The sequence below is a fragment of the Ferrovibrio sp. genome (assembly GCF_025869515.1).
GTDB lineage: Bacteria > Pseudomonadota > Alphaproteobacteria > Ferrovibrionales > Ferrovibrionaceae > Ferrovibrio.
Map to the genome: position 1 here is coordinate 1 of NZ_JAOZVR010000039.1, position 11,025 is coordinate 11,025.

At 64.7% G+C, this 11,025-nt stretch carries 14 protein-coding genes and 1 pseudogene; 7 read left to right on the top strand and 8 right to left on the bottom strand.

Translation table 11 applies throughout. The annotated features are described in order from the left end of the window. The 6 genes from OJJ21_RS05490 to OJJ21_RS05515 all read left to right on the top strand — a co-directional run. Positions 1–618: transporter substrate-binding domain-containing protein (locus tag OJJ21_RS05490; protein WP_297683948.1), on the top strand; the 618-nt coding region annotated here is incomplete at its 5' end. An 82-nt stretch (positions 619–700) separates the two neighbouring features. Then, positions 701–1,894, top strand: a complete 1,194-nt coding sequence (locus OJJ21_RS05495; protein WP_297683950.1) for an amino acid ABC transporter permease — start codon at positions 701–703, stop codon at positions 1,892–1,894. A 1-nt stretch (position 1,895) separates the two neighbouring features. After that, positions 1,896–2,984, top strand: a complete 1,089-nt coding sequence (locus tag OJJ21_RS05500) for an amino acid ABC transporter permease (protein ID WP_297683952.1) — start codon at positions 1,896–1,898, stop codon at positions 2,982–2,984. Between the two features lie 7 nt (positions 2,985–2,991). After that, the gene (locus tag OJJ21_RS05505) at positions 2,992–3,738 is read left to right on the top strand and encodes an amino acid ABC transporter ATP-binding protein (RefSeq protein ID WP_297683954.1); all 747 of its coding nucleotides are present in this window, start codon (positions 2,992–2,994) and stop codon (positions 3,736–3,738) included. Positions 3,739–3,791: 53 nt separating this feature from the next. Further along, complete coding sequence (locus tag OJJ21_RS05510; protein WP_297683956.1) at positions 3,792–4,283, top strand: hypothetical protein; 492 nt, start codon at positions 3,792–3,794, stop codon at positions 4,281–4,283. Between the two features lie 96 nt (positions 4,284–4,379). Further along, entirely contained in the window at positions 4,380–5,048 is a 669-nt protein-coding gene (locus OJJ21_RS05515; protein WP_297683958.1) for a DUF1345 domain-containing protein, read from the top strand. Positions 5,049–5,053: 5 nt separating this feature from the next. On the opposite strand, the gene OJJ21_RS05520 is transcribed toward OJJ21_RS05515, so the two are convergent. Together OJJ21_RS05520 and OJJ21_RS05525 are read right to left on the bottom strand one after the other, a co-directional pair. Next, positions 5,054–5,374, bottom strand: coding sequence for an AzlD domain-containing protein (locus tag OJJ21_RS05520; protein WP_297683960.1), 321 nt, complete (start codon positions 5,372–5,374; stop codon positions 5,054–5,056). Next, entirely contained in the window at positions 5,367–6,080 is a 714-nt protein-coding gene (locus OJJ21_RS05525; protein WP_297683962.1) for an AzlC family ABC transporter permease, read from the bottom strand. Before OJJ21_RS05525 ends, OJJ21_RS05520 begins: the two co-directional genes overlap by 8 nt. Before the next feature lie 52 nt (positions 6,081–6,132). Here OJJ21_RS05525 and OJJ21_RS05530 point away from each other — a divergent pair, with 52 nt between their 5' ends. After that, positions 6,133–6,765 carry an ABATE domain-containing protein gene (locus OJJ21_RS05530; RefSeq protein ID WP_297683964.1) on the top strand — a complete coding sequence of 211 codons (633 nt, stop codon included), beginning with the start codon at positions 6,133–6,135 and terminating at the stop codon, positions 6,763–6,765. 3 nt (positions 6,766–6,768) lie between these two features. On the opposite strand, the gene OJJ21_RS05535 is transcribed toward OJJ21_RS05530, so the two are convergent. The 6 genes and pseudogenes from OJJ21_RS05535 to OJJ21_RS05560 form a co-directional block, all read right to left on the bottom strand. Then, the gene (locus OJJ21_RS05535) at positions 6,769–7,383 is read right to left on the bottom strand and encodes a GNAT family N-acetyltransferase (protein WP_297683966.1); all 615 of its coding nucleotides are present in this window, start codon (positions 7,381–7,383) and stop codon (positions 6,769–6,771) included. Between the two features lie 12 nt (positions 7,384–7,395). Continuing rightward, the gene (gene sseA, locus OJJ21_RS05540) at positions 7,396–8,256 is read right to left on the bottom strand and encodes a 3-mercaptopyruvate sulfurtransferase (RefSeq protein ID WP_297683968.1); all 861 of its coding nucleotides are present in this window, start codon (positions 8,254–8,256) and stop codon (positions 7,396–7,398) included. A gap of 22 nt (positions 8,257–8,278) precedes the next feature. Further along, the gene (locus OJJ21_RS05545; RefSeq protein WP_297683969.1) at positions 8,279–9,001 is read right to left on the bottom strand and encodes an alanyl-tRNA editing protein; all 723 of its coding nucleotides are present in this window, start codon (positions 8,999–9,001) and stop codon (positions 8,279–8,281) included. Between the two features lie 5 nt (positions 9,002–9,006). Beyond that, entirely contained in the window at positions 9,007–10,008 is a 1,002-nt protein-coding gene (locus OJJ21_RS05550; protein WP_297683971.1) for a cysteine synthase A, read from the bottom strand. A 70-nt stretch (positions 10,009–10,078) separates the two neighbouring features. Further along, positions 10,079–10,726, bottom strand: a complete 648-nt coding sequence (locus OJJ21_RS05555) for an NUDIX domain-containing protein (RefSeq protein WP_297683973.1) — start codon at positions 10,724–10,726, stop codon at positions 10,079–10,081. Further along, positions 10,711–11,025 (bottom strand): annotated as a pseudogene (locus OJJ21_RS05560) (hypothetical protein); the annotation flags it as partial. The pseudogene OJJ21_RS05560 and the gene OJJ21_RS05555, both read right to left, overlap by 16 nt.

Consider the following 11,025-nt stretch of genomic DNA (forward strand, 5'->3'; position numbering starts at 1 on the left):
GGCGTGAAAAGCGCCAAGGAGCTGAACGGCGCCACGGTCTGCGTGCAGCCGGGCACCACCACCGAGCTGAATCTCGCCGACTATTTCCGCTCGGAGAAAATGACCTTCAAGCCGGTCGTCATCGAGAAGCTGGATGAAGTCGTCGCGGCCTATGCCTCCGGCCGCTGCGACGTCTACACCACGGATGCCTCCGGCCTGGCCGCCACCCGCGCGACCCAGCTGCAGAATGCCGACGATCACCTGATCCTGCCGGAGATCATCTCCAAGGAGCCGCTGGGCCCGATGGTTCGCCAGGGCGATGACCAGTGGCTGGTCGTGGTGCGCTGGGCGCTCAACGCCATGATCGAGGCCGAGGAATACGGCATCACCTCGAAGAATGTCGACGAGATGCTGAAGAGCGAGAATCCGAACATCAAGCGCATCCTGGGTGTCACCCCGGGCGGCGGCAAGGCGCTCGGTCTCGACGAGAAGTGGGCCTACAACATCATCAAGCAGGTCGGCAATTACGGCGAAAGCTTCGAGCGTAATGTCGGCATGGGCAGCCCGCTCAAGCTGGCCCGTGGCGTGAACCAGATGTGGTCGAAGGGCGGCGCGCTTTACGCCTGGCCGATCCGTTAAGGCATAAGCGGGGCCGGCGGCGTACAGGGCGCCGCCGGCCCATCGCTTTACGTATTCAGTTTCTCTAAGCCATGGGGGGCACATGGCAGACCATCAAAGTAAAGGCGCGCAATCCGCGCCGCCGCGGCGACTGAGCTGGAACGATCCCGACGTTCGTTCCGTGGTTTACCAGGTCGTTGCCGTTTCCATCGTGGTTATGGTCGCGTGGTTTCTGATTTCAAACACGCTGCATAATCTTTCGATCCGCAACATTTCCACCGGCTTCGATTTCCTCGGCCGCGAATCAGGCTTCGCCATCGGTGAATCGCCGATCGCCTTCGGTCCCGAAAACACCTATGCCCGCGCCATTCTGGTCGGCCTGCTGAACACCATCCGCGTCGCGGTGATCGGCATTATCCTGGCTACTATCATCGGCACGGTCGTCGGTATCGCCCGGTTGTCGAAGAACTGGCTGATCGCCAAGCTGTCGATGATCTACGTCGAGGTGATCCGCAACGTGCCGCTGCTGCTGCAGCTGTTCTTCTGGTATGCGCTCATCACCGAGACGCTGCCTGGTCCGCGCTCGGCGATCACCATCATGCCCGGCGTGTTCATGTCCAACCGCGGCATCAAGGTGCCGGCGCCGACCGACCATGGCGCGTTCGATCTGGCTGCCATCGGTTTCCTGCTCGCCTTCGTGCTGATCGGTATCATGGTCAATCTGGCCAAGAAACGTCAGGACGCCACCGGCAAGGCCTTCCCGGTTTACCGCGCCGGTCTGGCATTGCTGGTCGGCATGCCGGTTCTGGGCTGGCTGATCGGCGGCGCGCCGCTGGAACTCGATGTGCCGAAGCTGCAGGGCTTCAATTTTGTCGGCGGCGCCACGCTGACGCCGGAATTCGCCGCGCTCCTGTTCGGCCTGGTGCTCTACACGGCAGGTTTCATCGCCGAGGTGGTGCGCTCAGGCATTCAGGCCGTGAATTACGGCCAGTGGGAGGCCGCCAGCGCGCTCGGCCTGACCCGCAGCCAGACCCTGCGGCTGATCGTGCTGCCGCAGTCTTTGCGCGTCATCATTCCGCCGATGACCAGCCAGTATCTGAACCTGACCAAGAACAGCTCGCTGGCGGTGGCGATCGGCTATCCCGACATCGTCTCGATTGCCAATACGACGCTGAACCAGACCGGCCAGGCCATCGAAGGCATCATGATCATCATGGCGGTCTATCTGGCCATCAGCCTGTCGATCTCGTTCTTCATGAACTGGTACAACAAGCATATTGCGCTGGTGGAGCGGTAAGATGACGACAGCGACCGAATCCCTGCCGCCGCCGACCTCCACCACCGGGCCGATCGCCTGGGTGCGGGAGCGTCTGTTCTCCTCTCCGCTCAATGCCATTCTGACCATCCTGTCGGTCTGGCTGATCCTGATGTCGCTGCCGCCGTTTATCGAGTGGGCCCTGATCAAGGCCAATTTCACGGCCGCGACCTCACAGGAATGCCGCGCCGGCGGCGGAGCCTGCTGGGCCTTCATCGGCGTGAAATACCGCCTCATGCTGTTCGGCCTGTATCCTTATGATGAACAGTGGCGTCCGCTGATCGCCACCGTCATCCTGATCGCGATGATCGTCGTCAGCACGATCCCGCGCTTCTGGACCGTCATCCTGCTGCCCATCTGGGTTGGCGGGCTGATTGCGGTGTCGGTCCTCATGTGGGGTGGCGTCCTGGGCCTGCGCTATGTCGAGGATACGCTCTGGGGCGGCCTGCCGCTCACGCTGATCCTGTCCACTTTCGGTATCGCCATCGCTTTCCCCTTCGGCGTCGCCCTGGCGCTCGGGCGGCGATCGAAAATGCCGGCGATCAAGACGCTCTGCGTGCTCTACATCGAACTGATCCGCGGCGTGCCGCTGATCAGCATGCTTTTCATGTCGTCGGTGATGCTGCCGCTGTTCCTGCCGGAAGGCTTCAGCATCGACAAGCTGCTGCGCGCGCAGATCGCCATCATCCTGTTCGCCGCCGCCTATCTGGCGGAAGTGGTGCGCGGCGGTCTGCAGGCGATCCCCAAGGGCCAGTATGAGGGGGCCGATTCCCTTGGCCTGTCCTACGGTCACAAGATGGGATTCATCATCCTGCCGCAGGCGCTCAAGATCGTGATCCCGCCGCTGGTCAGCCTGTTCATCGCGGTGTTCAAGGACACCTCGCTGGTGGTGATCATCGGCATCTACGACCTGATGCAGTCCACCAAGGTGGCGCTGACCGATCCGGCCTGGCGCGGCTTTTCCATCGAGGCCTATATCTTCGTCTCGATGATCTACTTCGTCTTCTGCTACTCCATGTCGAAATACAGCCAGAATCTCGAAAAGCGTCTGGCAACCGGACATAAGCGCTAAGGGGGCCATGAGCATGGTTGCGCCGATCATCGAACTGCAGACTGTCAACAAGTGGTATGGCGAATTCCACGTGTTGCGGAACATCAACCTCACCGTCAAGAAAGGCGAACGCATCGTCGTCTGCGGCCCCTCGGGTTCGGGCAAGTCGACGATGATCCGCTGCATCAACCGGCTGGAGGAGCATCAGAAGGGCCATATCATCGTCGATGGCACCGAGCTGACCAACGACCTGAAGAATATCGACGCCATCCGCCGCGAAGTCGGCATGGTATTCCAGCATTTCAACCTGTTCCCGCATCTCACCGTGCTGGAAAACCTCACCCTTGGTCCGATCTGGGTGCTGAAAAAGCCCAAGGCCGAGGCCGAGGCGACCGCGATGAAATATCTCAATCGCGTGCGCATTCCGGAACAGGCCAGCAAGTATCCCGGCCAGCTCTCGGGTGGCCAGCAGCAGCGCGTCGCCATCGCGCGCTCGCTGTGCATGAACCCGAAGATCATGCTGTTCGATGAGCCGACTTCGGCGCTCGATCCGGAAATGGTCAAGGAAGTGCTGGATGTCATGGTCGGCCTGGCCGAAGAGGGCGGCATGACCATGATCTGCGTCACCCATGAAATGGGTTTCGCCCGCAAGGTGGCCGATCGCGTGATCTTCATGGATCGCGGCGAGATCATCGAGCAGAACACGCCGAACGAGTTCTTCTCTAACCCGCAGAACGAGCGCACCCAGCTGTTCCTCAGCCAGATCCTGCACTAAAAAAGCCGAAAACCGTGCTAGGCTCCTCCCCATAACGAATGGGGAGGAGCGTCATGCGCCGCACGGTCGCCGTTCTTCTGTTTATTGTCCTTGCAGCCCCGGCTTCGGCCCAGCTTCCAGCTGTCGATCCCGCCGGCCAGTATCGTCTGATCGGTCCGGCCGGGCGCAGCGACAGCCGCTGCATCGGCCGGCCGGAAACCCCGCTCTGCGCCGTTGAAACCCTGCTGGCCTGTTTCGCCCGCCGTGACCCCGAGCTTTGCCGCGTGGTCTGGACGGCCGGCGAAGGCGCCGCCGGCATGCTGTCGTCGCTGGCCAGCTCGCGCTACTGGTGGAGCTATCGTATCGCTGCGGCAGAGCAGTCTGCGGCGGGCGAGGCCGTGATCGCGGTTGCCGGCCGCCATTGCGGCCTGCAGCGCGGCGAGCCGGATTGCACCACCACGCCGGCGCCGCCGACGCGTTATCGCCTGCGCCAGGTCGGCGGCGCCTGGCAGGTGCTGGACTGGCAGTCGCAGCCCGGCGAGCCGGCGCAGCCGATTGCACGATAACCGGCGCGCGCTGACAGCGGAGCGGAACCGGGATGGCCGGGCATCGTTGTCACTCGTCGCAGCACATGGGCGGATCATGGTGGAGCGAGACAGGCGATGAAGCGGCTGCTTGGATATCTGCATCATGTGCCGGCAGGCTGGCGCCTGCTGGCCTGCCTGGCAGTGGGAACGGCCATTTTCCTCTGGCCGTTCGAGCCGAGCGATCCGGAAGTGCATGCCGGGGCGGCCTGGATCACCGGCGTCGTGTTATTCCTGATCTGGACCGGATATGCGGTCAGCGATGTTCCGATCATGTTGCTGCGCAAGCGGGCACGCGATCTCGACGGCAGTGCCTGGGTGGTCTCCGCTCTGGTGATCGTCGCCAGCGCCATCACGCTGCTGGCGCTGACCATGATGATCCTGGGCAAGAGCGCGCCATCCGAAGGTCTGAAAATCCTGCGGTTAACCTTGGGCGGCGTCGGCATGATCTGCGCCTGGTTGCTGATCCACACTGTGTTGGCGCTGCATTACGCGCATCTCTATTACGGCGATCCGGCTGACGGAAAGCAGCAGCATCGTGGCGGGCTGGATTTTCCCGGCGATCGCGACCCGAATTATTCCGATTTCTTCTACTATGCCTTCGTCATCGGCATGACCTGCCAGGTCTCCGATGTCAGCACCCTGTCGCGCGGCATGCGGCGGCTGACGCTGGTGCACAGCGTGGTGTCGTTCTTCTTCAATACCATGGTGATTGCGCTGACGGTGAACCTGATCGCCAGCAACTGAACCGATCAGGGTGCGATCAGGAACCGGATGCCGATGGCGAGCGCCATGCCGATCAGGATGGCGGTCATCGACTTGCGCAGCAGCAGCATCACGGCAATCGCGGCGGCGAGGCCAGCCCACATGGCGGGATCGCCCTTCATCGCGGCGGCCACCACGATGGCGACCAGCACGCCGCCGGCGGTGTGGCGCAGGAAGCGTTCCAGCCGCGGCGACAGGGTGACATAGCTCATCAGCCAGAAGCCGCCGACGCGCGTCAGCAGCGTGGCGAGCGCCATGCCGGCGATGGCGATGACGGCAATGCTGTCGAAGGCGACAAAGCTACTCATCGCGGCTGCTCCACAGCCCGGCCAGTCCGGCGCAGAGGCCACCGATCAGGATATACCAGTTGCCGGGCAGCCAGAGCAGGGCGGCCACCGTGCCGGCCACGGCGGCGATCCATGGCAGGATGTCGCTGCGGCCGCGATACAGCCCGACCACCGAGGTGGCAAAGACGCCGGCGATCAGCACGTCCAGTCCCCAGCGCTTCACATCCAGGCCGCCGCTGCTGGCGAGTGCGCCCAAAGCAGTGCCGCTGACCCAGACCGGCCATTGCATGATCACGGTGCCGAGCAGAATGCCGAGATCGCGGCGGCCGTTCATCATCGCCTGCAGCGTGATCGCCCAGCCGGCATCGGTCATGCCGGCGGCAACCGGAAACACCCAGCGGCGCGGCAGGTTGCCGATATAGGGATACAGCGCGGCGCCCATCACGATATGGCGGGCATTGACCAGGAAACTGGTCAGCACGATGGCGGCGACCGGCAGCGGCACGCCCCACAGGCCGAGCACGGCGAACTGCGCGCTGCCGGCAAAGGTGATCGCACTCATCAGGATGGCTTCGCCGGGCGACAGGGTGGTGCCCAGCGCCGCGGCCCCGAAGGCGATGCCAAAGGGCAGGGCGCTCAGGCTGTAAGGCGTGGTCAGCTTCATGCCGTGCCAGACCCCTTCGCGGGTGAAACTGGCCGGTTCGGGCTTGTCGGGCAGCGAATCCATGGGGCGGAAACTAGGGATTGGCGCCCGGCCAGTCAACCGGTATGATGGTTATATGGCAGAGCCTCTCCGCATCCTCGATTACGGCCTGCATGGCGGCCATCCGGCGCTCGATTTCGTCAATACGCTGGACTGGCGCGACCGTCCTGCGGCCGAAGGCGGACCGGAGGACATGCTGGTCTCCTATGGTGCCCTGCTGGCTTGGTGCCGCCGCCTCGGCATCATCGGCGCGCCCACATTGGCCGAACTGGAACGCCTGGCCGCCGGCAAGGCGGCACAGGCGACTGCCGTGCTGACGGAGGCGGTCGGCCTGCGCGAGGCGCTGTATCGGCTGGCCCAGGCGGCGCGCCAGGGCAGGACCGCCAAACCCGCCGATCTCGAAACCCTGAACCGCACCCTGCTGCGCTATCCCGAAGGCCGGGTTCTCGCCGCCGTGAATGGCGCGCGGCTGGGCTGGAAGGCGCACGGCGAGGGGCTGGAACCGGGCTCGCCGCTCGGCGCCATCGCGCGACTGGGCGCCGATCTGCTGGTGACGGCGGCGCCGAACAGCATCCGCTGTTGCGCCGGCCCCGATTGCGGCTGGCTGTTCCACGACACCAGCCCGAACAAACGCCGCCGCTGGTGTTCGATGGAAAGCTGCGGCAACCGCGCCAAGGCGCGACGGCATTACGAGAAGCACAAGGCTTAAGCCTCAGCGCCGCGGATCGAACAGCGCCTCGCGTGTCTGGTAGGGTCGGAAGCCGAATTTCTGATACAGCGGCAGGGCGGCCGGATGATCGAGGTTGCAGGTGTTCACGGTCAGCCGGTCGATCCCGTAGGTATAGGCCTGCCGGATGCCGGCACGCAGCAGCCAGGGGCCGACCCCACGGCCGAAGAATTCGGGTGTCAGGCCGAAATAGGCAATGTTGGCGGTCTTGCGTTCGTCGGCATCGACGCTGCGGCGGTCGAGTTCGATATAGCCGGCCGGCACGCCGCCGATATAGGGCACCCAGATTTCCACCAGCGGATCGTTGATGATGTTGCCCAGTGCCAGATCGCTCATGCGATGGCGGTCGACCCAGTGCCAGGGCCGGCCCACGGTATCGTAGAGATAGCGGTAGAAACCGGTGGTCGGCTTGTCCAGCCGCAGCAGGGCCAGCTTGGGCACCAGCGGCGGCAGGTTGGCCGTTTCCGGCGGCGCCTTGGTCATCTCGAGATAAACGACCGTGACATTGTAGCGCCCGTCATCCAGCAGCTCGGCCGGCGGCAGCCGGAAGATCGCGGAGGCGACCCTGTCGTCGTTACGATTGTCGCGTGCCTCGGCCAAGCGGCGTTCGCCTCAGGCGACGTCCGCCGGCAGGTCGGCGCGGCCGCCCCACTCGGTCCAGGAACCGTCATAGACCGCGACCTGGCGATGGCCGAGCAGATGCATGCCGAGCGTCAGGATGCAGGCTGAAACACCGGAGCCGCAGGTATTCACCACCGGCTTGTTCAGGTCGATGCCGGCTTTGGTGAAGATATCCTGCAAAACATCGGCCGACTGGAACAGGCCGGTCTGCGGATCGGTCATCAGCGAGGAGGGCACGTTCAGCGAGCCCGGAATATGCCCGCCGCGCAGGCCGATACGCGGTTCCGGCTCGGTGCCGTCGAAGCGCCCCTTGCTGCGCGCATCCACCACCTGTTCGCGCGGATTGCTCATATTGCCGCGCACCTGTTCGATGTCGCGCACCAGCAGGTCGTTGCGACGCGCGGTGAAATGGCGCTCGCGCGGCAACGGCGGCAGGTCTTCCACCGGACGGCCTTCCGCCTTCCATTTCTTGAAACCGCCGTTCAGCACGGCGACATCGTTATGGCCGAAAACGCGGAACATCCACCAGGCGCGCGGTGCCGACAGATGCACGTCCGAACCGTCATAGACCACGATGCGGTTGCCGTCGCCGATGCCCAGCCGCCGCATGCGGGCGGCGAATTTCTCCGGGCTGGGCAGCATATGCGGCAGCGGCACATCGGTATCGGCGATCTCGTCGATATCGAAATACACTGCGCCGGGGATATGCGCATCGGCATATTCCTGCTTGCCGTTGCGGCTCATGGTCGGCAGATACCAGGAGGCATCGACGATCCGCAGGTCAGGCGCCTTCAGATGCTCTGCCAGCCACTCGGTCGATACCAGCGCATCCGGATTCACATACGACGACATCTGCTGACTCCCTCAGACTTTATCAGGCCGCGAAGGCTATATTCACGCGGCGGTTCTGCTTGCCCTTGTTCTCGATCTTGACGACCGCGACCGGGCCGATCTCGCCGGTCTGCTTCACATGGGTGCCGCCGCAGGCCTGCAGGTCGAGCGGCTTGTCCAGTCCGGCAATCTCGATCAGGCGCACGCGGCCCAGCCCCATCGGCGGCTTCACCGCCATGGTCTTGACCAGGTCGGGGCTCGACAGCAGCTCCTCGTCGGTGATCCAGCGCGCGGTGACTGCATGGTCGGCGGCAATCAGCGCGTTCAGCTTCGCGGTGAGCGTGTCCTTGTCCGGGATACTGTCGGCCATGTCGAAATCGAGGCGGCCCTTGCCGTCGCTGACCTGGCCGCCGGTGACGGGGAAGGGCACCAGCACCGACAGCAGGTGCAGGCAGGTATGCATGCGCATCAGGCGATGGCGTCGTTCCCAGTCGATCTGCAGCTTGCCCCTGGCGCCGACCTTCAACGCCGCCGAACCACCGGCCGGCACATGGATGATGCCGTCGGGCCCGTCGCCCTTGCGCGTGTCGGAAATCTCCACCGTCTCGCCGCTCTCCAGCACGAAGCGGCCGAGATCGCCAGGCTGGCCGCCGCCCGTCGGGTAAAACACGGTGACATCGGTCTGGAAGCCGCGCTCGTCGATGGCGGTCACCACGGCGTCGCAGTCTTGCAGATAGGCATCGTCGCGGAACAGGAAGCTGGTCATGGCACTCACATCATCCAGGGCGGAACCGGCAGGTTCTTCGATTTGAGGAATTCAGGATTGAACATCTTGCTCTGATAGCGCGCGCCGCCGTCGCACAGGATGGTGACGATGGTGTGTCCAGGCCCCATCTTCTTGGCCAGACGGATCGCGGCGGCGATGTTGATGCCGCTGGAGCCGCCCAGCACCAGGCCTTCATGCTGGATCAGGTCGAACACCACCGGCAGGGCTTCCTCGTCGGAGATCTGGAAGGCGTCGTCGGGCGTGATGCCTTCCAGGTTGGCGGTGATGCGGCCCTGGCCGATGCCCTCGGTGATCGAGCTGCCCTCGGCCTTCAGTTCGCCGTGCTTGTAATAATGATACAGCGCGGCGCCCATCGGATCGGCCAGTGCCACCTGCACCTGCGGGTTGCGCTCCTTCAGCGCCAGCAGGATGCCGGCCAGCGTGCCGCCGGAGCCGACCGCGCAGGTGAAGCCATCCACCTTGCCGCCGGTCTGTTCCCAGATCTCTGGGCCGGTGGTGCGGTAATGCGCTTCGCGGTTGGCGACGTTGTCGAACTGGTTGGCCCAGATCGCGCCATTCGGTTCGGTCTTCGCCATCTCCTCGGCCAGGCGGCCGGAATATTTCACGTAGTTGTTCGGGTCCTTGTAGGGCACGGCCGGCACCAGCCGCAGGTCGGCACCGCACAGGCGCAGGAAATCCTTCTTCTCCTGGCTCTGGGTTTCCGGCATCACGATCACGGTCCTGAAGCCCATCGCATTGCCCACCAGCGCCAGGCCGATGCCGGTATTGCCGGCGGTACCCTCGACGATGGTGCCGCCCTGGCGCAGCGTGCCGCGCGCGAGCGCATCCTGCACGATGTACAGCGCCGCGCGGTCTTTTACGGAACCGCCCGGATTCATGAATTCGGCCTTGCCGTATATTTCGCAGCCGGTCGCCTCGGAGGCGCGGCGCAGACGGATCAGCGGGGTGCGGCCGATGCTGTCGATAAAGTCTTTGCGGATATCCATAACGCTCTCGGTCTGTAGGAGGTCGGGCCGATATAGCGCCTCCCGCCTGTAATCCTATACCGAGGGGGGGTTAGGGTCGCAACCCGCGCGGATCGGCCCAGGCCCGGCGCAGCTTTTCGCGGTGCAGCGCCAGCCAGAGCAGGCTGAAGGAGGCCGGCGGGTTGGGGATTTCCCCAGCTTCCCACCGTGCAAAGGCCTCGGCAAAGGGCAGGGCGTAGACGCGGATGTCCTCGGCCTCGTCGTCCAGGCCGTGTACACCGCCGGCCTTGCTGGCGTCGACCGGGGCGCAGAACAGGTGGTAGCGCTCGCTGCAAAAGCCGGGGGTGGCGTAGATCGTGTTGATGAAGATCAGCGGGCCGACCGGATCGAGGCCGCTTTCCTCCTTCATCTCGCGCCGCGCGACGTCTTCCAGACTTTCACCCTCTTCGATCAGTCCGGCCACCACCTCGGTCATCCAGGCGCGGTCGCCATTCAGCAGCGCCGAGGTGCGGAATTGTTCAGCCAGCACCACCTCGTCGCGTTGCGGATCGTAGGGCACGACGCAGACGGCATCGCCGCGCCCCACCACCTCGCGGCTGATCACTGGCGTCATGCCGCCACGGAACAGGCCGTGGCGCAGCAGCAGCTCGTCGACCTTGAGATGGCGGTCGTAGACCCGCTCGTGGCTCAGGATCTCGACCGGGTAGGGCTGCAGGCTGGTGTCTATCGGCTTGCGCATGGCATCGGGCCCTGATGTTGCAGCGAACGGAGGAAGGCGGTTTTGTCGCGGCGCTGCCAGCGCGGCAGCTGCCAGTCGTCGAAGCTGGCCGGCAGGCCGGAACCGGCCGGGAGGAACACCCGGGCGCGGGCCGGCCCGGTTCGAGTCAGGGCGGCGGACCTGCCGCTGCGGCAGACCGGCAGGGCGCGGGTCAGGTATTCCGGCCCCTCATAGGCGGCCAGGCGGAGGGCATCGCCGGCCCGGGCCGGCCGGAACAGCAGGCCGTCCACCCGCCCGCCGGGGGCGCGGACCAGCACCGG

Excerpts from the sequence above, each read along its gene's own strand:
- OJJ21_RS05495 (WP_297683950.1), top strand. The coding sequence starts at position 701 with ATGGCAGACCATCAAAGTAAAGGCGCGCAATCCGCGCCGCCGCGGCGA.
- OJJ21_RS05500 (WP_297683952.1), top strand. The coding sequence starts at position 1,896 with ATGACGACAGCGACCGAATCCCTGCCGCCGCCGACCTCCACCACCGGG.
- OJJ21_RS05505 (WP_297683954.1), top strand. The coding sequence starts at position 2,992 with ATGAGCATGGTTGCGCCGATCATCGAACTGCAGACTGTCAACAAGTGG.
- OJJ21_RS05510 (WP_297683956.1), top strand. The coding sequence starts at position 3,792 with ATGCGCCGCACGGTCGCCGTTCTTCTGTTTATTGTCCTTGCAGCCCCG.
- OJJ21_RS05515 (WP_297683958.1), top strand. The coding sequence starts at position 4,380 with ATGAAGCGGCTGCTTGGATATCTGCATCATGTGCCGGCAGGCTGGCGC.
- OJJ21_RS05520 (WP_297683960.1), bottom strand. The coding sequence starts at position 5,374 with ATGAGTAGCTTTGTCGCCTTCGACAGCATTGCCGTCATCGCCATCGCC.
- OJJ21_RS05525 (WP_297683962.1), bottom strand. The coding sequence starts at position 6,080 with ATGGATTCGCTGCCCGACAAGCCCGAACCGGCCAGTTTCACCCGCGAA.
- OJJ21_RS05530 (WP_297683964.1), top strand. The coding sequence starts at position 6,133 with ATGGCAGAGCCTCTCCGCATCCTCGATTACGGCCTGCATGGCGGCCAT.
- sseA (WP_297683968.1), bottom strand. The coding sequence starts at position 8,256 with ATGTCGTCGTATGTGAATCCGGATGCGCTGGTATCGACCGAGTGGCTG.
- OJJ21_RS05545 (WP_297683969.1), bottom strand. The coding sequence starts at position 9,001 with ATGACCAGCTTCCTGTTCCGCGACGATGCCTATCTGCAAGACTGCGAC.
- OJJ21_RS05550 (WP_297683971.1), bottom strand. The coding sequence starts at position 10,008 with ATGGATATCCGCAAAGACTTTATCGACAGCATCGGCCGCACCCCGCTG.
- OJJ21_RS05555 (WP_297683973.1), bottom strand. The coding sequence starts at position 10,726 with ATGCGCAAGCCGATAGACACCAGCCTGCAGCCCTACCCGGTCGAGATC.